This window comes from Myroides oncorhynchi, assembly GCF_020905415.1.
Classification (GTDB): domain Bacteria; phylum Bacteroidota; class Bacteroidia; order Flavobacteriales; family Flavobacteriaceae; genus Flavobacterium; species Flavobacterium oncorhynchi_A.
Map to the genome: position 1 here is coordinate 1,965,417 of NZ_JAJJMP010000001.1, position 26,098 is coordinate 1,991,514.

Here is a 26,098-nt window from a genome sequence, read left to right on the forward strand (position 1 = left end):
GTTTGTTTTATTTTCGTTTGTTTTAGGAGGCTTAGTGCTCCTGTATTATTTTATGAGGTAAAAATTAAGTAAATTTTATGAATTACAATATGTTAAAGTTTTATTTTTTAAAAATAAAAATGATTGAGTTATCTGTTTAGTTTCCGCTAATCATATTTAAAGTAGTTGGTTTCGCTTTAACCATCTTTACAATTGTGTTATGAAAAATAGTTTCCTTAAATAAGGATCTATTTAATCTATATACGAACTCATTAAAGTAAGCTTGGATGTATTTCTTATTGATATGTGAAGGTACAGTTCTAATCCAGGATTTAAGTTGGTGAATTATCACGTGTAATTCTTTAAAATTAGCACCTTTATCACTTTCTTTTTGAGTGATGTTATACTTTTTTTTCAAGGGATTGTATCCCCTCCATTTATCTGTAACTACATTAGCATCTTCTGAAATGTGTTGTTCGAATATAGTAGTTAATGACTTAGCAGAGTAATCGTCAATACACTTAACATAGGCTCTTTTTACTTTTCTTTCAGTATTTAACTCTACAGCTATCACTGCTTTAGCTTTTTTGGTGTCGTAACTTCTTCCTGGTTTTCCTTGTTCGTATCCCCCTACAACAAACTCATCAACATGGACTGTCTCAGTCATAGGAGATTGCTCGCTACTTTGCATAGCTAAACGAACTTTATGCATAAAGCCCCACGCTGTTGGCTGGCTTATACCATAGCGTTTACCCATTTGAATACTAGATATGCTTTTGGTAGAAGTTGTCATTTCAAACACAATCATAAATGCTTTATGTAAACCAAATTTGACTTTGTGAAATAAGGTATTAGCTGTTGAGCTTTCAACATGCTCACAGTTATAGCAATAGTATGAATGATTAGATTTTAAGCAACCTTTTTTGTGTCCACATTTTACACAAGTAAAACCGTTTGACCACTTTATTTTACTTAGATAAGCTTTACAAGATTCGTCATCTGGTAGTTCTTTTACTAAGTTAAGAATGTTTTGACCCTTAAAAATTTCCATACTGTTGATTTTAAGATACTAATGTACGGAAGTTAATTTAATAACTCAAAAAAATGATTTCTTTATTTTTTTGTTGATAAAATCAAGTGATTGTTGAAAACTATTTAATTTAGAACTTTTGAATAATAAATGTTAGTTATTGTTTATGTTCTTTAGAGAAAGAGAATAAGTACTATGAGAGTATAAAAACATAATAATAATTTATGGGACATACAGATTATATTAAGAGATCGGAGGGATGTAAAGTAGAAGAAGCTTTATTAGTTAGAATAACCGTTATAACTGACGTCTTAACGAGAGTAACTGAAGCGGATAAATGGGATTATGCTTATGCAGAAGATAAGTGGACGGTAAAAGAAGTAGTACAACACCTTATTGATTGTGAGCGAATCTTTAGTTATAGAGCATTACATATAGCGCGTCAAGACACAGGTATCCTGAGTGGCTTTGATGAAAATCAGTATATTGATTATGCAAGAGGTGAGCAGAAAGAAGTTAATGAGCTAGTAGAGGAGTATGTATCCCTGATGAAAAGTATCTACTATGAGTTTAAAGGGTTTACTACTGAGGCTCTCGCTCTACAAAATCAAGTAGTACACTATGTGATATCAGTAGAAGAGATAGGGAGGTTAATATATGGACATAGCCTTCATCATTTAGATATATTGAAAGAGCGATATTTAGATAAGTAATAAAACAAAAATAGCCACTCATCGAGTGGCTATTTAAGATAATATATTTATTAGAAACGAATACTGAATAATCCTTCAGCTTTGTTCTCTAAGTTTTCAAAACGCTCAGTACATTCTTTGATTAATTTGATAGCAGCTGCTTTATCTCCAAAACCATCAGTAGTAACTGTTTTGTTCTCTAGATCTTTGTAAACTTTAAAGAAGTGTTCAACCTCTTTTTTGAAATGTTCGTTTACATCTTGAATATCGTTTAATTTATTCATGATTGGATCAGATACTGGTACACATAAGATTTTTTCATCTTGACCTTTATCATCTGCCATGTAGAAAACACCTACTGGTTTAACCTCTACTACCATTCCTGGAAGAGATGGCTCAGTGAACATCACAAGTACATCTAGTGGATCTCCATCTAAAGCTAATGTTTCTGGAATAAAACCATAATCAGCTGGATATCTCATGTTTGAATATAAAAGACGGTCAAAACGCAATCTTTTTAAATCAAAGTCATACTCATATTTGTTTCTGCTGCCTGCTGGAATCTCAACAAATGCATCAAAAGTTTCGAATGTATTCATATTTTTTTATTTAAATCTAAATTCTAAAAATCGTGTGCAAAAGTACTCTAATTACTTGTTTATAACAAGTTTTACATTAATTATTAGAAATAAATTCCGAATGATCCTCTAATAGCAAATCTTCTGGCGTCAGGCATATCTAAGTAATTTCCTCTCCAACTTAAGTCTAGTCTGAATATCTTAAAGATGTTCCCAACACCTATATAGTATTCATAATATACATCTGTAGGTGCTTTATAAATAACATCTGAAGCATTTAGATTTATATTTTCTTGGGATATTTTGCCATAGATACCTCGTACCCCTACGATTTCACGTAAGTTGAAATCTCTTAACCATGGTATTCTAGAGAATAGACGTCCTCCGAAGTTGTGCTCTAAGTGTAATGAGGCATATTGATCAGTTACAAACTCATAATAATTTAAGTTTGCAAAAGTGTTCTCAATATTAAACCAAGATTGGTTACCTGGTACTACACTTAATAACCCTAAAGGAACTTCTCCGAAAGTTTTACCTACTTCAAAAGTTGGTGTCAATGTACCAAAACCTCCTAATAATAATGGTTTTCGTGCATAGAACTGTAGTTTTTGATATTCAAAATCACTATCTATTACTCCTTTAAATCCTTGTGTATACTTTAAGAACATACGTAGATATTTTTTGTCGACGTCAGTTCTGTCTACTCCATATCCGATTGTTTTTCTTTTAGGCGTGTATTCTGCTGTTAGATTAAACTCTGATTGTTTAGTCTCGTTAGCGATAATGTTATTTTCCTTGTCTAAGTAGTAATCTAAATTAAATAGGTCTGAAGCAGAACGCAATGTTCGGTAATTAAATGCTGTACTAAACTTTAAGTTCTTTACTGGTTCTATTTCTAATCCCACAGTAGACAGGTTAATCTTTGTCAATTTTGTATTATCCCCACTAGCAAATAATGAGTTAGAGGCAAAGCTTCGTCCTAATACATCATTAGTCTCTGTAAGGCTTACACCTATCTGTTCTATGTCTCTGCGATTACCACCAAATAAGATTAAACGACTATCGTTGTGTAAAAGTACTTTTGCACTAATACCATATTTAAATTGATTGTCTTTAAAACCATAAGCTCCATATCCTTCTAGTCTCCACTTATCATTTGGACCAAAGTACGTTCTACCTCCTGCACGTAGACGTAGACCTTCAATATCATTATATCCAAAAGTCGAAAAAATAGGACCGTAGTCAAATTTGTATTTGTCTATATTATAATAGTTACTTGCAACAGTAGAAGATAAATCGAATAAGAACTTGAACTTAGGAACAGTTTTCAATGTATCTAGCATTTTATAGATTCCTAATTCATCCTTACTTAACGACTCAAAACGGTAGCTCTTCCAGAAGTCATCATCTCTCTTATAAATACCCTCATCATATACATTTACGTTCTTCTGATAAAATTCATCAGGGTGCTCTATGTCAAATTTGTGATGCTTATTTATTGTAGTACGTTTTCCATATACTCCTTTCGACTTTTCTCTTTTCGAAAGGGCAAAGTCAGACATAAAGTGATCTTTTGTTAATAAGAAGACAGAGTCATTTAATACATCAAACTCTTGTTCGATATAGATCTCTTTCACCCAGTTTATGTTAGCATCTTTACTTGCCTCCATGCTGATTTTCTTGATAGCAAATGTAGAGTCATTTACCCAAAAATCTCCTTTGAAAGTTAGTTCCCCTTTACGTCTAGGGTAATAAACGATATTATAACACCATTTGTCATCGATGTGCGCACTGTCCGCTAATACATAGTTATACACATTAATACCTGTACGAGATAGTGGACTTACGAAGTCTTTGTCGAATATCTTGATGTAGTTGTTGTAGATGTTGTACTCTGCATATAAATCTTTAACAAACTCAATAATATGTTGGTTCGTATCAAAACCAGAGTTTTTATTACCTAATGTTTTTTCAATCTTTTTACTGTTTTTATTATCACCATATACTTGACCTATGTTTTCATTGATAAATATGGGTAGATAAGTTTTACCAGTGATGCGGTTAGTGTCTACTTGTTGGAAGATAAATTCCATTCCTTTAAATAGTTTTTTCTTTTGGTAAGTACTGTCAATACTGTTTAAATCAAATTCGACTTTTTCATACTTATCATACTCATATTGTGCAAACATATACAAGCCATTCTTGCGTTTGCGTTCCCATATTTTGCGAAGTATGTCTAAAGCAGGATTATTCTTCTTAGATGTTTTACCTGCATAGATCTTGACTTCATCTAGAGTATTGTCATCTTCTAAGACTACTTTTAAGTCTAGGTTAGTTTTTCCAGAAAGGGGTATTTCAAGTGTCTTATAGCCTACAAACGAAACAATAAGAACATCATATGTTTTGGCCGACTCTAAGTAAAACTTACCATATTCATTGGCGATTACTCCATCTGTAGAGTTTTTGAAGTAAACGCTAGCAAAAGGGACATCTTGATTGTTTTGATCAATTATTTTTCCGCTTACTTTGGTTTGTCCCCAACTAAACACTGAAACGAATAAGAATAATAATAGAAACTTAACTTTATTTTTCATAGCAAAGTAGTATTCATAAAAAAAGACTCCATCTTATATAAGATGGAGTCTTTCAAATATACGTTAATTTTTACTTATAAAGTACTTTTTTTACAGCTTTCACTACGTCGTTAGCGTTTGGTAACCACTCTTGTAGTAACACTGGAGAATACGGAGCTGGTGTATCAGCAGTCGTGATTCTTTGGATAGGAGCATCTAAATGATCAAATGCTTGTTCTTGTACCATGTAAGTGATCTCTGAAGAGATACTTCCGAATGGCCAAGCTTCTTCTAAGATAACTAAACGGTTAGTTTTCTTAACAGATTTAAGGATTGCCTCTTGATCTAATGGACGTACTGTACGCAAATCGATTATCTCGCATGAGATTCCTTCTTGTGCTAATTCATCAGCAGCTTTGTAAGCTTCTTTTATAATTTTTCCAAATGATACAATTGTTACATCTGTACCTTCTCTTTTGATATCAGCTACACCTAATGGGATAGTATACTCACCTTCTGGCACTTCACCTTTATCACCATACATTTGTTCAGATTCCATGAAAATAACTGGGTCATTATCACGAATAGCAGCTTTTAATAAACCTTTACAGTCGTAAACGTTAGAAGGGATTACTACTTTTAATCCAGGTACATTAGCGAACCAGTTTTCAAAAGCTTGTGAGTGAGTTGCACCTAATTGACCAGCAGAGGCTGTAGGTCCACGGAATACGATAGGAATATTAAATTGACCACCAGACATCTGACGCATCTTAGCAGCATTGTTTATAATTTGGTCGATTCCTACTAAAGAGAAGTTGAAAGTCATAAATTCAACGATAGGACGGTTACCATTCATTGCAGAACCAACTGCAATACCTGCAAATCCTAACTCTGCAATTGGAGCATCTATAACACGTTTAGGACCGAATTCGTCCAACATACCTTTAGAAGCTTTATAAGCACCATTGTATTCAGCTACTTCTTCACCTATTAAATATATTGATTCGTCGTGACGCATTTCTTCGCTCATCGCTTCACACACGGCCTCTCTAAATTGAATCGTTCTCATAATTTTCTATTTTGTGTAATTTATTTACGATAGCAAAAATAGGAAAAAATATTGTTATGTGTAGTATCTCTTTCATTGTTTTATAGGTTTTAATATACGGTGTCTTCTTTAATAGACCATTTTATGTTACTTTATTTCTGATTTATAATCATACAAGATAATTACCCTTCACTACGAATTGCTTTGGAGTAATCTTTTTTCTGTTTACAAAACTGCTCCTATTTTTAATAAGTGAGTTCGTTTTTAAATTCAGATTTGCGGCAGGATGGATATTGTCATTCTGTTTATTGTAAGTTGTTAATATAGTGTGTAATGTGTTTTTTTAATGAGAAATATGGTAGCTTAATTGCTAAATTTTTTTATAAAATGAAAATATTGAATTAATTTTAAGTTAATTTTATTTTAAATATTTGTTATTTTTACATACTTTAGGCAAACCAAATAAATAATAATTTTATGATTTCAAAAAAATTAGGTAGCTTGACAGCTATCGTTCTTTCTATGCTTAGCATAAGTACCTATGCGCAAAGTGAACAAAAAGAAAATCGATTCAAAGTAGGAATCGACTTAGGGTACACTAATACCTCTTTGAATGCTAATATTTCCAATTTAGTAGATTCTAAGTACAATTCAGGTGGAGGTTTCGGGGTTAATGTTTCTGCAGAAATGTCTGTATGGAAAACGTTGTTTGTATCCACAGGAGTCTCTTATTTACAAAAAAACTATGAGTTTGAGAGAACTGGTTCTCGTGAAGGTTGGTATTCGGAGTACAATAATGATTTTATAGCAGTTCCTTTGTTAGTAGGAGGGTACTTAATTAATAATCCATATACTTCTGATGGAGTTTGGGTTAAAGTAGCAGGGGGGATTTACAGCGAATACTGGACAAAAATGAAAACGAAGGGGCAGTATCCTGTTTTTTCAGAACTACAAGCTGATGGGACATTTAATTATACTCAAGTTTCTGAGAAATATGATTTCAAGAAAAATGAGAATCAATTGCGTAGGCTTGCTATGGGACTACAAGGTCAAGTTCAAGTAGGTTATTCGATTGAGAAAATAGATGTCTTTTTAGGGTATAATTACCTCTATGGTCTAACTGATACTTATAAGTACGATAGCCCTGGAGACAAAAAAATAACGAGAGATTCACACATGGTTTCTGTAGGAGCTGCATATAAATTTTAATAAAATCGTATACGATGAAAAGAGTAAAAAATAAAATAGCAATATTTAGTTTATCTATATTATCATTATCATCTCTAACAGTGTTAAACTCTTGTTCTAAAGATGATGTCATAGTAAAAGACCCTAGAAGGTTTACTGCAAGTGATGTGAATTCTTATGCAGATCTTTTTGACGTTTTTTGGAAAACAATGGATCAGCAGTATAATTACTTTTACGAGCAGAAAGAACAAGGTGGTTTAGATTGGGATGAGGTTTACAAAGTATATTATCCTAAATTTGCCGCTTTACAAACTTATGGTAGACCAAATGAAGATGATGGTCAAATAAATGAGGATTATTTAACAGCCTCTACTTATTTTGAAGAGATTATAGATCCTTTTATTGATCGCCATTTCAATGTGAAAATTCAATTTCCAGCAACTAATAAAAATATTATAAGAACTATTACTTTTTATGGAGGTATGTTGGATAAAGAAGTTTCTAATGTTTACCCATTTGAAGAAAAGTATGATTATATGCAAGATAGAGTTAATAAAAATGCATATAAATCTATGACGTCTAGCTTAGGTATAATTGCAGGAAATTTAAATTCTAATCCTGATATCTATTATTTAAGCTTTAGTCAATTCGCTATGGCTAATAATTTAAAAATCACTCTAGCAGATCAATATCTAAATCCAGGAAAAGGAAATGCTTTGGTATTAACTCAGGATATCTTAACTGATAATGAGGAATTAAAAAAGATTCAAGATGTTGATATGCGTAATGCTATTAAAGAAGTAACTTTTGAAATATTAAAAGAGTACAATTCTTATTCAGAGTCTAAAGCTTATAAAGCATTCATGCAGGAGGTAGCTAAATTTAATCAGACTGAAATTGTAAGTAATGAGTTAATTCTATCTGCTCAAAGTGCGTTAAGAGAATATAATTCATTACCTAAGTATAAGACAGCAGGTCCTTATGGGGCTTTATATAATGCAGCAACAGCTGATTATGTTGGTACATTCATTGGACTTATGAATAACCATGTTAATTATGGATATAATTTCCCACAAGTAACTGGTGCAATAACTCAAATTTTTAGTAGAGGTGCATTTTATCAAGAGTTCTTAAATCCGCTACACAAAGGAGAAATTAAGAAAATCGTAATAGATTTGCGTGATAATGGAGGAGGAGCAGTTGTTGATGCACGATTTATTTCTGATCGTTTTATTACTAAGGATGCTGTGTTTGCTTACCAAAGAACTAGAGAAGGAAATGGTAGATTTAACTATACTCCATGGATAGAGGCAAAAACGACTCCACATAATTTTGGAATTCCGACTAACATCCCTATTGCGATATTAACAGATAAGGGTAGTGCAAGTATGTCTGAAATAACTACATTAATGTTAAAGTCTCAAGGAAATCAAGTTGTAAGTATAGGAGATTATAGCGCTGGAGCAACAGCCGGTTTAGGAACTAGTGATGATTTTAATGGAGGAACTAGAGATGAGATTGCTGGTGGAAAATTGAAATTCTATATGCCATTATTAGCAATGAAAGATGCAAATGGTGTTGTGGTAGAAGGAGTTGGTATTAAGCCAGATATTTATGTAACACCCCCAACAGATATTGAGTTAGCTCAAATGGCTACACCTAATTTTGTGGATAGAGTTTTAAATGAAGCGATTAAGTATTTACAGTCTAAATAGATTAAAAAATATGATTGATATGCCCCAAATAATTAATTATTTGGGGCTTTTTTTATAGTTAAAAGATCTGCTTTTTTGATTGATATTTTAAAATTAAAGTACTTGATTAGTAGTTTTGTTGTGTATTAATCCACTCTTCATATTTTAATCTTGTAATAACTTCGATACGATCGTCTTTAAAATATTTGTCATATCTGTTCTCTGATTTATAAGCGAATGTAAAGCCACATTTAGATTGTGCACGTAATGATTTTGTGTTTTCTTCATAAAAACCACACCATAAGTCTGTCATTTTTAGATCTACGAATGCGTGTTTAATTAATGTAGTTAGTGCTTCTGGGATATATCCTTTGCCCCAGTGTGGCACTCCGATCCAGTAGGCTACTTCTGCCTCTTGTTCAGAAATGTCAAAATTACTGTTTTCGCCGATTAGCAGCCCTATACATCCGATAGCTTCGTTTGTGTCTTTTAATGCGACAGCATATACTTCAGGGTATGCAAATTCATTTTTGATTACTTCTCTACTTTCTTCTACACTTTTATGTGCTGGCCATCCTGCAGGAGGGCCTACATTTTCGTCTTTTGCGTATAGATATAGGCTATCTGCATCTGATTCTTCCCAAGGGCGTAGAATCAATCTTTCTGTCTCTAGTCTCATTTTCTTCTAATTTGGTGTACTTCGTTTTTGTTCTCTGAAGTACTTGTTATTTACTGAAGCAAAAGTAGAGTAGAATGGCAGTCTAGATTGTATGATTATTTTAGATAAAAATGTAATTTTTAAAACTATTATGATGTGTTGTATCTTTGTTTACTTTTTAAAGTTTAATTATGGAAAGTATTGTAATGGGTTTAGATGAATGTATTTCTTTTGATTTTGGACTAAAGTGTGGTAATATAAATAAGGAGATGTTAAGTGATTATCCTTTGGTGTTACCCTATTTGACGTTGTTCTATGTTGAAGTTGGTACAGCCGTTGTGAGTATTGATTTCAAAGAATATACTCTTCATAAAGGTAACTTTATAGTTGTAGGTGAAGATAATATCGTTTCTTTTAAGAATGTTTCAGTTGATTTGAAGATTTACAGTTATTTGATTCAACGTGATTATGCTAGTGAAATCGCATATATCTTGCCAAATGAGCTTTTTGGTTATTTACATTATTATCCAGTACTATATTTAAATAATGAGACAATTGTGAATTATGAGTTGTGGAAATCATTTACTATGTATATAATGACTTCCACTAGTCTTCATACTAAGAGGATCATCTGTAATCAATTTCAGAGTTTGTTTTTACTCTTGTCGGAACGTGTAAATTACGAGGAATTAGTTCTTGAAAAGCATTATAGCCGACAAGAAGAATTATGTTGGACGTTTTGGGATCTTATTACACATAATGCTAAGATACATCGGGATGTTGCATTCTACGCAGATAAACTATTCATTAGTCCTTATTATCTATCTCAAATCACACAACAATTTCTTCGCTATAGTCCTAAGGAATTGATCAACCGACAAGTCATTCTTGAGATTAAACACTATCTAAATAATACTGATTTAAACATTAGCCAAATAGCAGAACAACTAAACTTCCCGGATCCATCTTATATGGGGCGCTTCTTTAAAAGGGAGACAGGAAAGAATCCGTTACAGTTTAGGAGGTAGATATGTTAGATGATTTTTCTTAAACATCTAAATGTAGCAGGAAGTGCTCCCTTAGTGAAAGGAGGTATAGGCATGGGACTAGTTAGTTTATCTATTACTTCATATAGGGTTCTTCCTATACGTCTAAATCCTGTGCCTCTAAAATCTGTTATATAAATATCACATTCATTGTTAGTAAATGATTCAATATCCCAAAATAAGTAGTATCCGTTCTCACTCATACTAAAAGGTACAAGGCATTTTAGTATTTCAATAGTGGCATCAGGCTTTAGATCAAACCAGATATCATTATTAATAACATCGTTGTAATAAGTGGATTTGATAAAATTACTTCTAAGATTCCATGAGTCACCATAATCATCCATAGGGATATAGATGATGAATTGCCCCGCTGTTAAACCATATCCATACTTATGGACAAAATCTTTGTATGATGTAGGAAATGGTTGACCATTCTCAAAACGAAATCTTTCTAATTCATTAAGATTTCCAAATTCAGTAGGTGTACCTTCTAGGGGTAGGTTAAATTTATTCAATGCTTAGAAGTAGGTATTAGTAAGTCTTAGGAAATGTTTTTTGGTTCTTATTGCCCTTGTACATAAAGATATAGATATCATCTAAAGCACTTTCAGCATTACCAGATAAATGACCATCATTATGTTTTAATTCTTGTAGAAAAGGAACAACAAGTTCTAATTTAAGTTTTTTATGCATCCTACCAATATGACCTATGCAAGTAATCGCTAAATTAGATAAATCAAGGTGTGAATTTTCAGAAAGTTTTAAACATAAATCCTGTAACCATTTCCAATCATCTGAATTATGAATTACTTCGAGTAGTTTATGAATTCGAATATTAATATCTATTAGGTTATTAAATAGTATTTCTGAAGCTTCTTTTTGGTAAATAACATTTTCCATTTTCTCGATTAAACCTAGTATATAAATAAGATATTAATTGTGATAAAGATACATTACTTAAGAAGAACTATAATGTAAAAAGTTTTGATTTAATAATATCTACAATTTGTGTTTGATCGACATATTCTATTTGAGTTAGAGGTGAACGTACAGAATTAGCAGTGAGGTAAAAATGATATAATTGAGATAATACAGGTGAAGTATCTAAAATCCAAAGAGAGTAATAAAAGTTAGATCAGAGAGATGCTTGATTAATTATTCATTCTGATGACATTGTATCCTTATTGTCGGATTAGAGAAGAGTGGTCAAAGTATAGAAGGAGTATTCTTGGGCAAAAGGCTTGGTTACCCTATGATTGTCCTATTATACTCCTATAATTGTCCTAGGATTTAACATCAAAGCCCGAATTTACTAGGGTTAAAGTAGGTATGAGTTATATCTTTAAATAAGAGTGTTTTTATTAATTATCTCGATATTAGTTGTTTATGTTTTTTGTGTTCAAAAAAAAAATGATAAGAAAAGTGCTTATTGGGAATTATTTGATCTTGATTTGATGGGAAATGAAAAAAAATTGACTCACTGAATGGTGTTTTATTGTTTTTTGTCCTCGATTTAGTAGAAAAAGAAAAAAAAGAAAATAAAAAAATCAGAAGGATTTGTTTAAAAGTATACACTTCATAGTATTACACTTGAGCTATTGCGTAGTCGGTGAGATTGAAAAAATAATAGGATTCTAGATAACTATACTAATGTGTAGAATAAGTAAAAGCTATTAGAACTTAGATAAACTATAGTTTTGGATAGAGACTTGATAGTAGAATATCAAATTACTGTTAATTATTTTGATGTTTATTGGGGTGAATTAGTGTTGTATTAGACAGGGGGAAAGTAAACAAATAGGCAGGTAAATGAATATAAAAACTTTGGATGTCAATATAATTAGTGCTTTCTAGCTTGTAAGGGTAGAGATAATAGGGGATATGTTAATTAGAATGTTTTTAAATAATCGGAATAATTTTATATGCAAGCATAGTAAATTATCAAAAATAAATTCTTATTTTCGTTCGGTAAGTAAAAGTGAAACACAAAAAACAATATAAAAATGAAAATATTAGTTTGCATCAGTCACGTGCCTGATACTACTTCAAAAATCAACTTCACTAATGGAGATACAGAGTTTGATACTAACGGAGTACAGTTCGTAATCAATCCTAATGATGAATATTCTTTAACTAGAGCAATTTGGTTTAAAGAGAAACAAGGAGCTACAGTAACTGTAGTGAACGTAGGTGGAGCTGATACTGAGGCTACATTGCGTAAGGCATTAGCGATCGGTGCTGATGAGGCTATCCGTGTGAATGCTAATCCATCTGATGGTATGTATGTCGCTAAGCAATTAGCAGAGGTAGTTAAGAATGGTGGTTTTGACTTGGTTTTAGCTGGTAAAGAATCTTTAGATTATAACGGTGGAATGGTACCTGGTATGCTAGCTGCATATTTAGGATATGACTTTATTAACTCTTGTGAGGGAATTGAAGTAGATGGTACATCTGTAAAAGCTATTCGTCAGATAGATGGTGGTAAAGAAACTATCTCTGGAAAACTACCATTAGTAATTGGTGGACAAAAAGGTATCGTAGATGAGAAAGATTTACGTATCCCTAATATGCGTGGTATTATGTCTGCTAGAACTAAAGCGTTAGCTGTAGTAGAGCCAGTAGGAGCAGATGTGACTACTAAAGATGTGAAATTTGAAAAACCAGCTGCAAAATCAGCTTGTAAGATGATTTCTCCTGATAACATAGATGAGTTAATCAACTTGTTACACAACGAGGCGAAAGTTATCTAATTTCATTTATTTGTAAACCTTTAAAAAAGAAGAATTATGTCAGTTTTAATATATGCTGAGTCAGCAGAAGGAAAGTTTAAAAAAGTAGCGTTAGAGTTAGCTTCTTATGCTAAGAAAGTAGCAGAGTCATTAGGTACAACAGTGACTGCTGTGACAGTCAACGCATCGGATGTTAGTGAATTAGCTCAACACGGTGTAGATAAAGTATTAAAAGTTACGAATGATAAATTAGCTACTTTTAACGCTAAAGCGTATGCTGATGTTATCAAGCAAGCGGCTAATAAAGAAGGATCTAAAGTAGTAGTATTATCATCTTCTACAGATAGTATTTATGCTGCTCCTTATGTAGCTGTAGCTTTAAACGCTGGATTTGCTACTAATGTAGTATCTCTTCCAGAGAGTACTTCTCCTTTCGTAGTAAAGAGAAATTCATTCTCATCTAAAGCATTCTCTCATACAGAATTAACTACAGATGTAAAAGTTATTGCTTTAGCGAAGAACTCTTATGGATTAGTAGAAGTGGCTGGTGCAGGTGCAATAGAAGACTTCGCTCCATCATTAAACGATGCAGACTTTAGCCTGAAAGTAGAAGGAGTAGAGAAAGTGTCTGGTAAAGTAACTATCGCTGATGCTGATATCGTGGTATCAGGGGGACGTGGATTAAAAGGGCCGGAGAACTGGAAAATGATCGAGGACTTAGCAGAGGTATTAGGTGGAGCATTAGCGTGTTCTAAGCCTGTATCTGACTTAGGGTGGAGATCTCACGAAGAGCACGTAGGACAGACTGGTAAGCCAGTAGCTGCAAACTTATATATCGCAGTAGGTATCTCTGGAGCTATTCAGCACATCGCAGGTGTTAACTCATCTAAAGTGAAAGTTGCTATTAATACAGATGCTGAAGCACCATTCTTTAAAGTGGCTGACTATGGTATCGTTGGAGATGCGTTCCAAATAGTTCCTCAATTAGTAGAGAAGTTAAAAGAGTTTAAAGCAAAGAATGCTTAAGCGTTTTTAAAAGCTTTTAAATATATAAGGCAACTAAGACAAAGAATATTTATATCTTTGTTTTAGTTGCTTTTTTTGTATATATAATAATTATGAGTTTAATAAAATTAACGGTAAGCGGGATCTCTTATAGTCATACACAAAATGGTGCGTATGCGCTTATATTAGAAGAGGAAGTAGGAAGTAGAAAGTTGCCCATTGTGATAGGAGCATTTGAAGCTCAGTCTATAGCGATAGCGATAGAGGATGATATTAAACCACCTAGACCTTTAACACATGACTTGTTTAAATCTCTTGCAGATAGATATAGTATCATCGTTAAAGAGGTTATTATTAATAGGTTATTAGATGGAATATTCTATTCTAGTTTAGTCTGTGTGAGAGATGGTGTAGAAGAGGTTATAGATGCACGTACATCTGATGCAATAGCTTTGGCAATACGTTTTTATGCGCCTATCTATACTTATAAAGATATCTTAGATAAAGCGGGTATTATACTTAATGCTGAGGTAGAAGAAGAACAGGAAGAGGAACAAGAGAATCAACAGGACTACTCAGGAGCAGATATTGCGTCTAAAGTAGAACAATTCTTAGAAGAAGAAGCTAAGGCTAATGACTTCTCTGATTATTCTAAACCAGAGTTAGAGAAGCTACTTAACGAGGCTTTACAAGATGAAGATTACGAGAAAGCAGCGCTATTAAGAGATGAATTAAATAAACGATAACAGCTACATACACAACACAACAATGAAACAATATTTAGGTTTAGTACAAGAGGTTTTAGATAGGGGAACTCAAAAGGGAGATCGCACAGGTACAGGTACTAAGAGTATATTCGGACATCAGATGCGCTTCGATCTATCAGAAGGCTTTCCTTTAGTAACAACTAAAAAAGTGCATCTTAAATCTATAATCTATGAGTTATTGTGGTTTTTAAATGGAGATACTAACACGAAGTATCTAAGTGAGAATGGTGTACGTATCTGGGATGAGTGGGCTGATGAGAATGGGGATTTAGGACCTGTATATGGATACCAATGGAGAAACTGGAATGGAGAAGGTATTGATCAGATTAAGGAAGTAATAGATACATTAAAGACTAATCCTAACAGTCGCCGTATGATGGTATCTGCTTGGAATCCTAGTGTACTACCAGATACTACTGTGTCATTTAGTGAGAATGTAGCGAATGGGAAGGCAGCATTACCTCCTTGTCACTCGTTCTTTCAGTTTTATGTAGCAGATGGCAAGTTATCTTGTCAACTATATCAGCGTAGTGCAGATGTGTTTTTGGGAGTACCTTTTAATATAGCATCTTATGCGTTATTAACGATGATGGTGGCACAGGTATGTGATCTAGAAGTAGGAGATTTTATCCATACGTTTGGTGATGTTCATATCTATAATAATCATATAGAACAGGTGATTTTACAATTGAGTAGAAAACCTAAAGCATTGCCAAAAATGATATTGAATAAAGAAGTGAAAGATATATTTAGTTTTAAATATGAAGATTTTACATTAGAAGGATATGATCCATATCCTGCAATAAAAGGACAAGTATCAATATAAGGCATTTAAATTTTTTAAAAAAAAGTTATGAAGAAAGATGAGTCTTATGAAATGTACGATTATGCTCGTAGAAGAATACAACAACGAAAGATGTTATTTTTTCATTTTGTAGTGTTTATTCTAGGAAGTATTCTAATGTTTTGTTTTAACGGTTTAGTGCAAGATAAAAATGCTATAGGATATACAAGTTGGTGGCCTTATGCTATAGGAGCATGGGCTTTATTTGTGTTTTTGCATGCTATAAATGTGATTATTGTAGATAGATTTATGGGGAAACGATGGGAGGAAAAACAGTTAACTCGCTTAGTAGATATGCAAGAAAAGAGAATTAGAGAACTAAGAGCAAAAGTAGAAAAGGATTTTCCACTAGTAGATACACAAAGAGACTTAGGGCACTCTGAGCCTATAGTTAGTGAGCCTAAAGAATCCGCTTCAGAAATAGATAAACAATAAAATATGCTGACACTAATTGCTGCTGCGGCAGAAAATAATGCATTGGGTAAGGATAATGATCTATTGTGGCATTTGCCAGATGATTTTAAACATTTTAAAGATTTAACTTCTCATCATTTTATTATTATGGGGAGAAAGACTTTCGAATCTTTTCCGAAACCATTACCTAATCGGACACATATTATCATTACTCGTCAAGAGGATTATGATGCCCCATCTTCATGTATAGTGGTAAATAGTTTAGAGAAAGCATTAGATTTAGTCACAGAACAGGATGAGAGTTTTATTATAGGAGGAGGAGAAATATACCATCTAGCCATGCCTTTTGCTGATAAAATAGAGTTGACCCGCGTTCATACAGAGTTAGAAGCGGATGCCTTTTTTCCTGTTATAGATGAGCAAAAATGGAAATTAATTAGAGAGGACTTTCACGATAAAGATGCAAGACATCAATATCCGTTTACCTTTTTGACTTATATTAAATATTAATATTCGAATTATGAAAAAAATATTTTCTCTTATGATATTTGGTCTAATTGGAGTTTCAAGTTTTGCTCAAGATACGTTGAGATTGAAATTTCTGAATAATGAATCTTTGACTTCGGAACAACAGTTTCTGGGGAAAGATATCTATGATAGTACATATATAAAAGAAGAAGACATTTTTAAAAAGAATACGAAATACAGTGGTGTTCAATATAAAAGTAAACAATTAGACTCATTGACCTCTATAGATATTACTAATCCTCTAGAATTAATGCTGTTTTATAAAGAGAAAAAGGCAATAGTTATTGTTAATCGTGAGTTAGCAGAGCGAAGTATAATCGAGTTGGGAGTTAAATTTCCTTCTATGGAAGTAAGTTATGCTGGGGTGAGTACTAAGCGTAATTATTGGTTAGTTAATGAGCGTAATAAATCTGTCAATTTATATAATAGCGTTACTTATGAATTGCATCGCGTATTTTCGATTCCTTTAGAGAGTAAAGTAAAGCAGTATTATACTTTACCACATTTATTCTTTTGGATTGATACAGACAATGTTTTACATGGTTATAATCTTAGTGGGAGTAATATTTTAACTCATAAATTAGCTTCAGATTATGATTTAATGCAGATCTTAGAACAAGATAAATTACTTTATTCTTATAAAGATGTTTTGTATTTTATTGATTTAAAAGCGAGTAAGAGTTTTGTGGTTAGTACAAAGGAAAAAAGCATTTCAGCCTTCTTTTATAGCAATCAAAAATTGAGTATTTTTGACGGACAGAAATTAAATAATTACTTTATAAAATTACCGTAATGCATATAGCTATTGCTGGAAATATTGGCGCAGGTAAAACTACGCTTACAAATTTGTTGGCCAAACACTATGGTTGGGAACCTCATTATGAAGATGTAGTAGATAATCCATATTTGGATGATTTCTATCATCAGATGGATCGATGGTCATTTAACTTACAGGTGTATTTTTTAAATAGCCGTTTTCGTCAGGTTTTACAAATCAGACAAAGTGGAAAGACGATTATCCAGGATCGTACTATTTATGAAGATGCCCATATTTTTGCACCAAATTTACACGCAATGGGCTTAATGTCTAATCGTGATTTTCAAAATTATTCTTCATTATTTGAACTAATGCAAGAGTTAGTTGGTGCTCCTGACTTATTAATATATTTAAGAAGCTCTGTTCCTAATTTAGTTGGACAAATTCAAAAGAGAGGAAGAGATTATGAAAACTCAATCTCTATTGAATATTTAAATAAATTGAATGAGCGTTATGAGGATTGGATCAAAGGTTATGACAAAGGGAAATTATTAATTATCGATGTTGATAATCTCGATTTTGTTGAAAATCCAGAAGACTTAGGTAGTGTAATTAATAAAATAGATGCAGAAATAAATGGTCTATTTTAGCACACTAGATTTATACAATATACAAAAGCCCTTATTGAAGAAAGCCTTCAATAAGGGCTTTTTAGTTTATAGAGGTACGTTGCAAGTTTTTTTAATGGTCTGAATAACGAATGAACTCTTAATATTAGAAATAATCTCTAGCTTAGATATTTTGTGCACGACGAACTGTTGATAGTCTTGTACATCGTTAACTAATAGTTTTAATAAGAAGTCAAAGTCACCAGCAATATAGGAAGCCTCTAATACTTCGTCTAAGCTTTTTACATATTCTTCAAACTGTTCAAACAAACTTTCTTGATGTCTAATCAGTATAACTTGGCAATAGACAATTAGTTTTTTTCCTAGTAAATCGGGATTTAGTTGAGCTGAGTAGCCTTGTATTACTCCAGTTGATTCAAGCTTCTTTATTCTTTCATGGACGGGGGTTAATGATAGATTTACCTTTTCGGCGAGTTGTTTTGTTGATTGTTTCCCATCTAATTGTAGTTCGATTAGCAGTCTTCTATCTATTTCATCTATATGTTGCATAGTTAATTTTTCTGTTTAAGAGAATATTGGATAGACAAAAGTATGTTTTTTTTCTATAAGTAGTGTGTGTAGTAGTTATTTTTTCTTTAATTAAGTATGTGTACTAGTTAATTTTTTTATGTATCTATATTTGCACTGTTATATCAGATAAAAAAATAAGTAATGAAAATTAAACAAAAAATAGTAAACCTTTTTTCCAATCAAAGCGACGTATGTGTTCTTGCTGAATCTTTCTCTATGTGTATGGAGAAGATGTGTATGTCTATAGGTGAGGGAAAGCTTTATTAATTTTTTGTTTTAAAAATGGAAAAAGGAGGCTTTGGTAGAGCCTCCTTTTTTTGTATCGCTTTTTTAAGCAGCAAAAAAGCGATACTCACTAGTGTGTGCTGCTAAAAATAATAAAATTTTTAGTAAAAATGAAAAGTATTAAAATTCGGTTACTAGTAAGTAGCTTGTTATTGCTATGCAATATAGCTTTAGCGCAACAGATAACGTTGACTGGTGTGGTAAGCGCGGATGATGGATTGTCACTGCCAGGAGTGTCAGTGATTGTTAAAAACTCTACACGAGGGGTACAAACAGATTTAGATGGGAGGTATTCTATCTATGTTGACGAAGGAGATATACTTCAGTTTGAGTATGTAGGGTTTACTTCTCAAAGTATTAAAATAGGTAAACAGCATATACTCAATGTGAAATTAAGGAGTGAATCTGAGAACTTAGAAGATATTGTGATTGTAGCTTATGGAGCTCAAAAGCAAAAAGCCGTTGTAGGTGCTATTAGTCAAGTGAAAAGTGATGTGATAGAAAAGCAGGTAACTACATCTGTGGTGTCTGCTCTTCAGGGTACAGTAGCTGGAGTCAACATTATTACTTCTAGTTCTCAACCTGGGGAGAGTCCTACTATAAGAGTGCGTGGTATTGGTTCTATCAATGCTTCTGCTGACCCTCTTATCATTCTAGATGGCGCGCCATATTCAGGTGCTATTAATGCTATAAGTGCTGATCAAATAGAAACTATTAATGTACTTAAAGATGCTTCTTCAACTGTATTATATGGATCTAGGGGAGCTAATGGTGTTATTTTGATAAAGACAAAATCAGGAAAGTTAAATACAGTTCCTAATATAAATATTAAGTTGAGTTCAGGAGTTGCTTTCGACGCAGTAAATACACACAAGGTATTAGATACGCGAGGCTATACTGAGTATCTATGGGAAGGACGAAAAAATAACTATCAATATGTGCTAAGTCAAGATGATGCAACAGCTCGTAAAAATGCATCTGATGGCTTAGTAAGTTATTTTGGGTATAATCCTTTCGGTGTTAGCCAGCCTATAGATTACAATGGTAATTGGACAGTAGAGAGTCCATTATTATGGGAGACAGATTGGAAGAAAGAATTGCAACGCAATCAAGCTTTTCGCAATGAATATAGCTTCAATATTGGAGGTGGAGGTGATCGTACATCATATTTTCTATCTGCTAATTATTTAAATCAAGATGGTATGATTAAGACTTCTAACTTTGAACGTACTACAGTTCGTTTGAATATCGAAAGTCAAATTGCGGATTGGCTACAAGTAGGGGCTAATACTGCTTATTCAAGTTCTAATCAAAATTATCCTACACAGAGTGGTACGAATCTTTACAGCCCAATGAGTTGGATTTATGCTATGCCTAGTGTTTATCCTGTTTATAAAAGAGATCTAAATGGGTATATAGTATATGATGCTGAAGGGAGTGCTATTTATGATTATGGAAATGCTTCTAGCAAAGACGTAAATAGTGTACGTCCTATTATGAGTGGGGAGAATGCAGCAGGTATTCTATTTAATAATAGTACTATTAATAGAAGGGCAACTACAAGTTGGAATGGTTTTGCAAAAGTCGATTTAGCGGAAGGACTTTACTTTAGAACGAACTTGTCTTATGAGAAGTATGACTATGATGTGAAAGAGTATAATAACTCTGTATACGGTCAAGCTTCTAGTGTTAAAGGGCGTGTACGTAGAATAAAAGATAATTCAGAAACATTAAATTTTATCAATACTCTACACTATGATAAAGCTTTTGGGGAACATCATATTGCAGTAGATGGAATTTTTGAAGCATATACATTTAAGAAAGATTTCTTCAATGCTTCATCTACAGGATATTTGCCAGGTAATACCGAAATAGGTAGTGGAACTTCATTAGAAAATATTAATGGATATAATGTAGAAGATAGATTAACAAGCTATTTGGGTAGAGTGAGTTATGATTATTTAAATAGATATTTTATAGAAGGATCTTTTAGATCAGATTCTAGTACTCGCTTTGATAAATCAGTTAGAAAAGGAAACTTCTATTCTATTGGTGGTTCATGGATTGTATCTTCTGAACACTTTCTGGTGGATAGTGATTATATTGATTTATTAAAATTTAGAGCCTCATATGGAGAGTTAGGAAATAATAAAATTGAAGGAAAGTATTTTCCTTATTTGCGATTGTTTGAAACAGGATATAATCAATTAGATAACCCAGGAGTCATCTTAGGGGATTTGACAGATCCATTCTTAACATGGGAAAAGACAGCATCGTTTAATGTAGGAGTTGATTATAGTTTATTTAATAATAGAATTGAAGGATCAGTAGACTACTATAAAAAACGATCTATTGACTTATTATTTGCTATTCCACAAGCACCATCTACTGGGAACTTAGAGATATTATCTAATGCAGGGACAATAGAAAATTATGGGCTAGAAGTTAGTTTGACTTCTCATAATATTCGATCAAGTGATTGGAAATGGGATACGTCTTTAAACTTTTCTATTGATAGAAATAAAATAAAATCATTAACACAAGATAGTTTTATAAGTGGGTTAAACAGATGGACAGAAGGGCGCTCTCTATATGATTTTTACCTTAGAGAATGGGCAGGTGTAGATCCTAATGATGGATATGGAATGTGGTATAAAGATGTACTAGATACAAATGGAAACATAACAGGTAGGGAAACAACAAAAGATTATGATGAGGCAACACGATATTATAATAAGTCTGCTTTGCCCAAATTAGTAGGAGGGTTTAATACTAGCCTTTTATATAAAAATCTTGATTTTAGTGCTTTCTTTAATTTTAGTTTAGGAGGGTATATTTATGATAATGATTATGCTAGCTTAATAGGAGGTATTTCTAAAGGATACCAAAGTTCTCCGGACTTAATAGACCGTTGGCAGAAACCAGGAGACATAACTAATATTCCTGTGATTCTTAACTCAACAAATAACTTTGCTGCTAGCTCTTCAAGATTCTTATATAAAAATGATTATTTAAGATTAAAAGCTTTGACTGTAGGTTATACTTTACCAATAGAAAGCTTAGGGAAATTTAAGTTAAAACAAGCAAGAGTTTATTTGCAAGGAGAAAATTTATTGACATTTCAATCACATAAAGGTATAGATCCTGAACAAGCTATTAATGGAATAACTAATTATAGAGTGCCATTATCAGCAACTATATCTGTTGGGTTAAATATTAATTTTTAAAATGATTTAAAGTGATAAAAAAAATAATAAAAGGAATAGCATTAGTGTTATTGTTAAGTATAGTTACAAGTTGTTCATCAGATTTCTTAGATGACCCAAAACCCAAAGATAGTATTTCGCCAGAAATAGTGTTTGGTAGTAAAGAAGGAGCTACTTCATTCTTGTCCGGTATATTAAGACTGCAGAGAATGTCATTAATTAATGATGAAGCATCTGGAATTCATAGCATGCTGTTTGCTCGTAGTGTAAAGGGAGCAGATTTAATTCAAAAACAAATATGGTTTGGAGATGATTATGACTATCAAGTGTATTTGAGTACAGGTACAAGGTCAGTATTCTCATGGAGATTACCGTATAAAATAATAGATCAAGTCAATAATTTTATTCAGGGGATAGAGGAGAGTACTAAGATTGATAAAGAAGATAAGAATGAATTAATTGGACAGGCTTTAGCCTTGAGAGGATATTATTATTTTCAGTTAGCTATAGAGTTTGGTGATGCCTATGCGTCAAATCAGAATAATGAGTTTCCACCTATATATATCAAATCAAGTTCTACACCGAATCCTTTCTCTACGAAGGAAGAGTTTTTTAATAGAATAATAACGGATTTAGAAGAAGCATCTTCTCTATTAGGAAGCAATAGAATAAATAAATCATATATTAATAAAGCAGTGGCACAAGCCTTTTTAGCACAAGTATATCAGTATATGGGAAAGTGGGATTTAGCTAAGAAAAATGCAAACGAAGCATACGGTGGAGATATACGTAAAGTGCTAAATGCAGAAGATTATACTAAGGGATTCGACTCTATGAATGCTGTAGAATGGTTATGGGCATTACCTCAAAGTGCTGATCAAACCGTATATTATCGTTCTCATCCACATGCAATGATGGATCACGTGGCGGTAGCTTATCATGGTACATTTATCAATGATGATTTTGTGAAGCAATTTAGCAAGACAGATGTACGTAACCTATTTACTAATTTCTATGAGAAGCCATCTGGGGATTGGCAAGAGTATGTGACGTCTAAGTTTAAGTTTACATTTGAAGCTGATTTACCTATGATAAGATATGTAGAGTTAGTATTAATAGAAGCAGAAGCAGAATACCACTTAAAAAATGAAAGGAAATCGAAAGAAATATTAGATGCTATTCGTTTTGATAGAGATAGAGAAGCTAAAAATACTAATGTCACAGGGACAGAATTATTGGAAGTTATTCTATTAGAAAGACGAAAAGAATTATATGGAGAATGTGGAGTAGAGTGGTTTGATGCTAAGCGGTTATTGAGAGGAATAAGTCGTACTGGTAATCACCGAACAAGAATATCATTACCTGCACAAGATAAACGTTTCCAGTTAATAATTCCTCAAGAGGAGTTGGATTCAAGAAAGTAAGCTAATAAATCCTCTATTTAGGTATTTTGTTTGTTGTTTTAGTTAGCAAAAAGGAGCTGTCTCAATTGGCAGCTCCTTTTATTTCTTCTCTATGTCCCGTAAGAGTGTAATTATTTAGTAAATACTAAAAGTATAGAAATAAGAGGGCGTATATTAATGAACATATAAAAAAAACACCTTATCATAAGGTGTTTTCATTTATTGTGTAATCTCTCTAAAGAGACTTTCGAGGTTCTTGTTTTTGACCTGCATAGATAGAGTTTTTAATCCATTCTCTTGAGCGAAGTCATATACTGTAGGTCTGTAATCCTTATCTATAGGGAAAATTAGTTCCCACTGTGTATCGTGTATGTGATTAGCACGGATAAGATTAGGTATTCTATCGATGAACTGTATTTCAATTTTAAAGTCAAATTCTACAGCTATTACTTGTTCGTTTTGATTCTCTAACATGCTAGATAGCATTTGGTCTGCTACTATCTGCCCTTGTTTGATGATAATCACACGGTCACAAATAGCCTCTACTTCTTGCATAATATGTGTAGACAGGAATACTGTTTTATCCTTACCAATGTTTTTGATAAGTTCTCTGATCTCTACTAATTGATTAGGGTCAAGACCAGTTGTTGGTTCATCTAAGATTAATACTTCAGGATCGTGTAGTAAAGCAGTAGCTAGCCCTACACGTTGTCTATATCCTTTAGATAGTTCACCTATACGTTTATGTGCTTCAGGGGTTAGCCCTGTAAGGTTGATTACTTCGTCTATTCTACTTTTAGCTACTTTATATATATCAGCGTTAAACTGTAGATATTCTCTTACATACATCTCTAGATATAGCGGATTGTGCTCAGGTAGATAACCTATTGATCGCTGTACATTGCGTTGTTCTGTCTCTACATTAAAGTCATTGACATAAGCCTGTCCTTCATCACTGTGGATATAGGTAGTCAGTATCTTCATTAGCGTAGATTTACCCGCTCCATTAGGACCTAAGAAACCGGCTATTTGCCCTTTAGGGATAGAGAAATTAATACTGTCTAAGGCTTTTTGTTCGCCATAGAACTTACTGATATTTTTGACCTGTAGTGACATTGTTCTAATTTAAGTGATAGTTTGACCTAACGCAATTACTAGTTAGTTTAGGAGTAACAAAAGTAACTGTTTTTAGGTAATAGATTAACGGTTCTGCTCTAACAATATTGTTTAATGCGAATATCCAAAAGATACACTGAATACAATAATACTTACTACGATTAGTGTAATGAATACATACAGCCAGTCTTTCTCTAAGAAAAAAGAGAGTAATGATAAAAATATACGTAGTACAGGAGTTAAGAATAATAAAAGGATGCCAAAGAATATAATAGACTCTCCGTTGCCTTGACCAACACCTGCGAAGATGTTTTTTATCACTGTGAGAATATTGTCATCTTTCTCTATAAAGTTAGTGAAGTGCACTTCATCATTAGCGTGAGTAGAGAATAGAACTACGCCCCCTATACCTGCTACGGTAAGCGCTGTCCATACTCCATATCGAAGAACATTACCAATTATAGATTGTAAATCTGTATCTGAAAATTTAGTTGTCCTCATAATCTTAAATATTACCCATTACACCGTTAAAAATCATATTAATCGCTAAAGCTAAAATTAGAAAAGCGAAGAATACCTTAAGTTTTTTAGGATTTGCCTTTAGAAGAACTTTAGCTCCTACCATAGCACCTACTAATACACCTACGATAACAGGCATACAGATAGAGGGTTCAATATATCCCTTTTGAATATAGATAACAGAACTGGCAATAGCTGTTACCCCCATCATGAAATTACTTGTAGTAGTAGATACTTTAAAAGGAATCTTCATAATAGAATCCATGGCAATCACTTTAAAAGCTCCTGATCCTATGCCTAATAGTCCTGACATCATCCCAGCTAGTCCCATCATACTAAAACCTCCGATGACATTAGTCATTCCGTATTTTACAGTTTCTCCTTGAGGAGTAGGATAAGTACTTACAAGTTTTAGTTTTTTAGCTAGCGTACTTGATTCATCAGGGGTAACTAAGTGGTCTTCTTTTTTGCGAAGTGAATTAATAGAAGAGAAAGTAAGGGTCAGTCCAAAGATAATTGCTAGTACAGAAGTATTAGCATTGGTAGAAATAATAGCACCAATCACAGCACCAGCAGTAGTAGCTATTTCTAAAAACATTCCTAAACGCATATTGGTTATTCCCTCTTTTACATAAGCTGATGCTGATCCTGATGAGGTAGCTATTACAGCAACTAAGGCAGTACCGATAGCATAATGCATATCTACACCTAAGAATACAGATAACAAAGGAATGATGATTATACCACCTCCTAGTCCCGATAATGAGCCTACAAAGCCTGCTGCAAATGCTCCTAAAAACATGATCAGCGTGAAAGTTAATAACGTCATTTTTATAT

At 32.9% G+C, this 26,098-nt stretch carries 25 protein-coding genes; 14 read left to right on the top strand and 11 right to left on the bottom strand.

What is annotated here, in order from left to right:
• Positions 1–136: 136 nt before the first annotated feature.
• Positions 137–1,030, bottom strand: coding sequence for an IS1595 family transposase (locus LNQ81_RS08695; protein WP_229945071.1), 894 nt, complete (start codon positions 1,028–1,030; stop codon positions 137–139).
• 203 nt (positions 1,031–1,233) lie between these two features.
• On the opposite strand from LNQ81_RS08695, the gene LNQ81_RS08700 reads away from it, so the two are divergent.
• A complete protein-coding gene (locus LNQ81_RS08700) occupies positions 1,234–1,722 on the top strand; it encodes a DinB family protein (protein ID WP_229945958.1) in 489 nt (162 codons plus the stop codon).
• A gap of 50 nt (positions 1,723–1,772) precedes the next feature.
• Here LNQ81_RS08700 and LNQ81_RS08705 read toward each other — a convergent pair whose 3' ends face one another.
• The 3 genes from LNQ81_RS08705 to LNQ81_RS08715 all read right to left on the bottom strand — a co-directional run bounded on the left by LNQ81_RS08705 (position 1,773) and on the right by LNQ81_RS08715 (position 5,921).
• Positions 1,773–2,300, bottom strand: coding sequence for an inorganic diphosphatase (locus LNQ81_RS08705; RefSeq protein WP_229945959.1), 528 nt, complete (start codon positions 2,298–2,300; stop codon positions 1,773–1,775).
• 83 nt (positions 2,301–2,383) lie between these two features.
• Positions 2,384–4,873 carry a DUF5686 and carboxypeptidase-like regulatory domain-containing protein gene (locus LNQ81_RS08710; RefSeq protein WP_229945961.1) on the bottom strand — a complete coding sequence of 830 codons (2,490 nt, stop codon included), beginning with the start codon at positions 4,871–4,873 and terminating at the stop codon, positions 2,384–2,386.
• A 70-nt stretch (positions 4,874–4,943) separates the two neighbouring features.
• A complete protein-coding gene (locus tag LNQ81_RS08715; protein ID WP_229945964.1) occupies positions 4,944–5,921 on the bottom strand; it encodes a pyruvate dehydrogenase complex E1 component subunit beta in 978 nt (325 codons plus the stop codon).
• A 456-nt stretch (positions 5,922–6,377) separates the two neighbouring features.
• On the opposite strand from LNQ81_RS08715, the gene LNQ81_RS08720 reads away from it, so the two are divergent.
• Complete coding sequence (locus LNQ81_RS08720; protein ID WP_229945966.1) at positions 6,378–7,109, top strand: outer membrane beta-barrel protein; 732 nt, start codon at positions 6,378–6,380, stop codon at positions 7,107–7,109.
• A gap of 14 nt (positions 7,110–7,123) precedes the next feature.
• Positions 7,124–8,803: a S41 family peptidase gene (locus LNQ81_RS08725; protein ID WP_229945968.1), complete on the top strand. Its 1,680-nt coding sequence runs from the start codon at positions 7,124–7,126 to the stop codon at positions 8,801–8,803.
• A 106-nt stretch (positions 8,804–8,909) separates the two neighbouring features.
• Here the strand turns inward: LNQ81_RS08725 and LNQ81_RS08730 are convergent, their stop codons facing one another.
• The gene (locus tag LNQ81_RS08730; RefSeq protein ID WP_229945969.1) at positions 8,910–9,461 is read right to left on the bottom strand and encodes a GNAT family N-acetyltransferase; all 552 of its coding nucleotides are present in this window, start codon (positions 9,459–9,461) and stop codon (positions 8,910–8,912) included.
• A gap of 170 nt (positions 9,462–9,631) precedes the next feature.
• Here LNQ81_RS08730 and LNQ81_RS08735 point away from each other — a divergent pair, with 170 nt between their 5' ends.
• A complete protein-coding gene (locus LNQ81_RS08735) occupies positions 9,632–10,468 on the top strand; it encodes a helix-turn-helix domain-containing protein (RefSeq protein ID WP_229945971.1) in 837 nt (278 codons plus the stop codon).
• Between the two features lie 5 nt (positions 10,469–10,473).
• On the opposite strand, the gene LNQ81_RS08740 is transcribed toward LNQ81_RS08735, so the two are convergent.
• Both LNQ81_RS08740 and LNQ81_RS08745 read right to left on the bottom strand, forming a co-directional pair.
• Entirely contained in the window at positions 10,474–11,004 is a 531-nt protein-coding gene (locus tag LNQ81_RS08740; protein WP_229945973.1) for an SMI1/KNR4 family protein, read from the bottom strand.
• Positions 11,005–11,020: 16 nt separating this feature from the next.
• On the bottom strand, positions 11,021–11,389 hold the full coding sequence (locus LNQ81_RS08745; protein WP_229945974.1) for a hypothetical protein: 369 nt from the start codon (positions 11,387–11,389) through the stop codon (positions 11,021–11,023).
• Positions 11,390–12,492: 1,103 nt separating this feature from the next.
• Here LNQ81_RS08745 and LNQ81_RS08750 point away from each other — a divergent pair.
• From LNQ81_RS08750 to LNQ81_RS08785, 8 genes are all read left to right on the top strand, one after another.
• Positions 12,493–13,239, top strand: coding sequence for an electron transfer flavoprotein subunit beta/FixA family protein (locus tag LNQ81_RS08750; RefSeq protein WP_229945976.1), 747 nt, complete (start codon positions 12,493–12,495; stop codon positions 13,237–13,239).
• A gap of 36 nt (positions 13,240–13,275) precedes the next feature.
• Complete coding sequence (locus LNQ81_RS08755) at positions 13,276–14,244, top strand: electron transfer flavoprotein subunit alpha/FixB family protein (protein WP_229945978.1); 969 nt, start codon at positions 13,276–13,278, stop codon at positions 14,242–14,244.
• Between the two features lie 92 nt (positions 14,245–14,336).
• Positions 14,337–14,969: a bifunctional nuclease family protein gene (locus LNQ81_RS08760; RefSeq protein WP_229945980.1), complete on the top strand. Its 633-nt coding sequence runs from the start codon at positions 14,337–14,339 to the stop codon at positions 14,967–14,969.
• 22 nt (positions 14,970–14,991) lie between these two features.
• Positions 14,992–15,816: a thymidylate synthase gene (locus LNQ81_RS08765; protein WP_229945982.1), complete on the top strand. Its 825-nt coding sequence runs from the start codon at positions 14,992–14,994 to the stop codon at positions 15,814–15,816.
• Positions 15,817–15,843: 27 nt separating this feature from the next.
• A complete protein-coding gene (locus LNQ81_RS08770; RefSeq protein ID WP_229945985.1) occupies positions 15,844–16,269 on the top strand; it encodes a 2TM domain-containing protein in 426 nt (141 codons plus the stop codon).
• Between the two features lie 3 nt (positions 16,270–16,272).
• Entirely contained in the window at positions 16,273–16,758 is a 486-nt protein-coding gene (locus LNQ81_RS08775; RefSeq protein ID WP_229945987.1) for a dihydrofolate reductase, read from the top strand.
• Between the two features lie 10 nt (positions 16,759–16,768).
• Complete coding sequence (locus tag LNQ81_RS08780) at positions 16,769–17,569, top strand: hypothetical protein (RefSeq protein ID WP_229945989.1); 801 nt, start codon at positions 16,769–16,771, stop codon at positions 17,567–17,569.
• A complete protein-coding gene (locus LNQ81_RS08785) occupies positions 17,569–18,183 on the top strand; it encodes a deoxynucleoside kinase (protein ID WP_229945990.1) in 615 nt (204 codons plus the stop codon). The genes LNQ81_RS08780 and LNQ81_RS08785 overlap by 1 nt, the downstream gene beginning before the upstream one ends.
• A 66-nt stretch (positions 18,184–18,249) precedes the next feature.
• On the opposite strand, the gene LNQ81_RS08790 is transcribed toward LNQ81_RS08785, so the two are convergent.
• A complete protein-coding gene (locus tag LNQ81_RS08790) occupies positions 18,250–18,711 on the bottom strand; it encodes an Lrp/AsnC family transcriptional regulator (RefSeq protein WP_121966839.1) in 462 nt (153 codons plus the stop codon).
• A gap of 416 nt (positions 18,712–19,127) precedes the next feature.
• On the opposite strand from LNQ81_RS08790, the gene LNQ81_RS08795 reads away from it, so the two are divergent.
• Together LNQ81_RS08795 and LNQ81_RS08800 are read left to right on the top strand one after the other, a co-directional pair.
• Positions 19,128–22,244: a SusC/RagA family TonB-linked outer membrane protein gene (locus LNQ81_RS08795; protein ID WP_229945992.1), complete on the top strand. Its 3,117-nt coding sequence runs from the start codon at positions 19,128–19,130 to the stop codon at positions 22,242–22,244.
• Between the two features lie 11 nt (positions 22,245–22,255).
• A complete protein-coding gene (locus tag LNQ81_RS08800; RefSeq protein ID WP_229945994.1) occupies positions 22,256–23,647 on the top strand; it encodes a RagB/SusD family nutrient uptake outer membrane protein in 1,392 nt (463 codons plus the stop codon).
• A 198-nt stretch (positions 23,648–23,845) separates the two neighbouring features.
• On the opposite strand, the gene gldA is transcribed toward LNQ81_RS08800, so the two are convergent.
• The 3 genes from gldA to LNQ81_RS08815 all read right to left on the bottom strand — a co-directional run bounded on the left by gldA (position 23,846) and on the right by LNQ81_RS08815 (position 26,090).
• The gene (gene gldA / locus LNQ81_RS08805) at positions 23,846–24,742 is read right to left on the bottom strand and encodes a gliding motility-associated ABC transporter ATP-binding subunit GldA (protein WP_229945996.1); all 897 of its coding nucleotides are present in this window, start codon (positions 24,740–24,742) and stop codon (positions 23,846–23,848) included.
• A gap of 111 nt (positions 24,743–24,853) precedes the next feature.
• Positions 24,854–25,243: a DUF1634 domain-containing protein gene (locus LNQ81_RS08810; RefSeq protein WP_229945998.1), complete on the bottom strand. Its 390-nt coding sequence runs from the start codon at positions 25,241–25,243 to the stop codon at positions 24,854–24,856.
• 4 nt (positions 25,244–25,247) lie between these two features.
• Positions 25,248–26,090, bottom strand: coding sequence for a sulfite exporter TauE/SafE family protein (locus tag LNQ81_RS08815; protein ID WP_229946000.1), 843 nt, complete (start codon positions 26,088–26,090; stop codon positions 25,248–25,250).
• Positions 26,091–26,098: the final 8 nt, after the last annotated feature.

Excerpts from the sequence above, each read along its gene's own strand:
- gldA (WP_229945996.1), bottom strand. The coding sequence starts at position 24,742 with ATGTCACTACAGGTCAAAAATATCAGTAAGTTCTATGGCGAACAAAAA.
- LNQ81_RS08700 (WP_229945958.1), top strand. The coding sequence starts at position 1,234 with ATGGGACATACAGATTATATTAAGAGATCGGAGGGATGTAAAGTAGAA.
- LNQ81_RS08710 (WP_229945961.1), bottom strand. The coding sequence starts at position 4,873 with ATGAAAAATAAAGTTAAGTTTCTATTATTATTCTTATTCGTTTCAGTG.
- LNQ81_RS08750 (WP_229945976.1), top strand. The coding sequence starts at position 12,493 with ATGAAAATATTAGTTTGCATCAGTCACGTGCCTGATACTACTTCAAAA.
- LNQ81_RS08790 (WP_121966839.1), bottom strand. The coding sequence starts at position 18,711 with ATGCAACATATAGATGAAATAGATAGAAGACTGCTAATCGAACTACAA.
- LNQ81_RS08705 (WP_229945959.1), bottom strand. The coding sequence starts at position 2,300 with ATGAATACATTCGAAACTTTTGATGCATTTGTTGAGATTCCAGCAGGC.
- LNQ81_RS08695 (WP_229945071.1), bottom strand. The coding sequence starts at position 1,030 with ATGGAAATTTTTAAGGGTCAAAACATTCTTAACTTAGTAAAAGAACTA.
- LNQ81_RS08720 (WP_229945966.1), top strand. The coding sequence starts at position 6,378 with ATGATTTCAAAAAAATTAGGTAGCTTGACAGCTATCGTTCTTTCTATG.
- LNQ81_RS08735 (WP_229945971.1), top strand. The coding sequence starts at position 9,632 with ATGGAAAGTATTGTAATGGGTTTAGATGAATGTATTTCTTTTGATTTT.
- LNQ81_RS08765 (WP_229945982.1), top strand. The coding sequence starts at position 14,992 with ATGAAACAATATTTAGGTTTAGTACAAGAGGTTTTAGATAGGGGAACT.
- LNQ81_RS08795 (WP_229945992.1), top strand. The coding sequence starts at position 19,128 with ATGAAAAGTATTAAAATTCGGTTACTAGTAAGTAGCTTGTTATTGCTA.
- LNQ81_RS08775 (WP_229945987.1), top strand. The coding sequence starts at position 16,273 with ATGCTGACACTAATTGCTGCTGCGGCAGAAAATAATGCATTGGGTAAG.
- LNQ81_RS08760 (WP_229945980.1), top strand. The coding sequence starts at position 14,337 with ATGAGTTTAATAAAATTAACGGTAAGCGGGATCTCTTATAGTCATACA.
- LNQ81_RS08730 (WP_229945969.1), bottom strand. The coding sequence starts at position 9,461 with ATGAGACTAGAGACAGAAAGATTGATTCTACGCCCTTGGGAAGAATCA.
- LNQ81_RS08785 (WP_229945990.1), top strand. The coding sequence starts at position 17,569 with ATGCATATAGCTATTGCTGGAAATATTGGCGCAGGTAAAACTACGCTT.
- LNQ81_RS08745 (WP_229945974.1), bottom strand. The coding sequence starts at position 11,389 with ATGGAAAATGTTATTTACCAAAAAGAAGCTTCAGAAATACTATTTAAT.
- LNQ81_RS08770 (WP_229945985.1), top strand. The coding sequence starts at position 15,844 with ATGAAGAAAGATGAGTCTTATGAAATGTACGATTATGCTCGTAGAAGA.
- LNQ81_RS08725 (WP_229945968.1), top strand. The coding sequence starts at position 7,124 with ATGAAAAGAGTAAAAAATAAAATAGCAATATTTAGTTTATCTATATTA.
- LNQ81_RS08780 (WP_229945989.1), top strand. The coding sequence starts at position 16,769 with ATGAAAAAAATATTTTCTCTTATGATATTTGGTCTAATTGGAGTTTCA.
- LNQ81_RS08815 (WP_229946000.1), bottom strand. The coding sequence starts at position 26,090 with ATGACGTTATTAACTTTCACGCTGATCATGTTTTTAGGAGCATTTGCA.
- LNQ81_RS08810 (WP_229945998.1), bottom strand. The coding sequence starts at position 25,243 with ATGAGGACAACTAAATTTTCAGATACAGATTTACAATCTATAATTGGT.
- LNQ81_RS08755 (WP_229945978.1), top strand. The coding sequence starts at position 13,276 with ATGTCAGTTTTAATATATGCTGAGTCAGCAGAAGGAAAGTTTAAAAAA.
- LNQ81_RS08715 (WP_229945964.1), bottom strand. The coding sequence starts at position 5,921 with ATGAGAACGATTCAATTTAGAGAGGCCGTGTGTGAAGCGATGAGCGAA.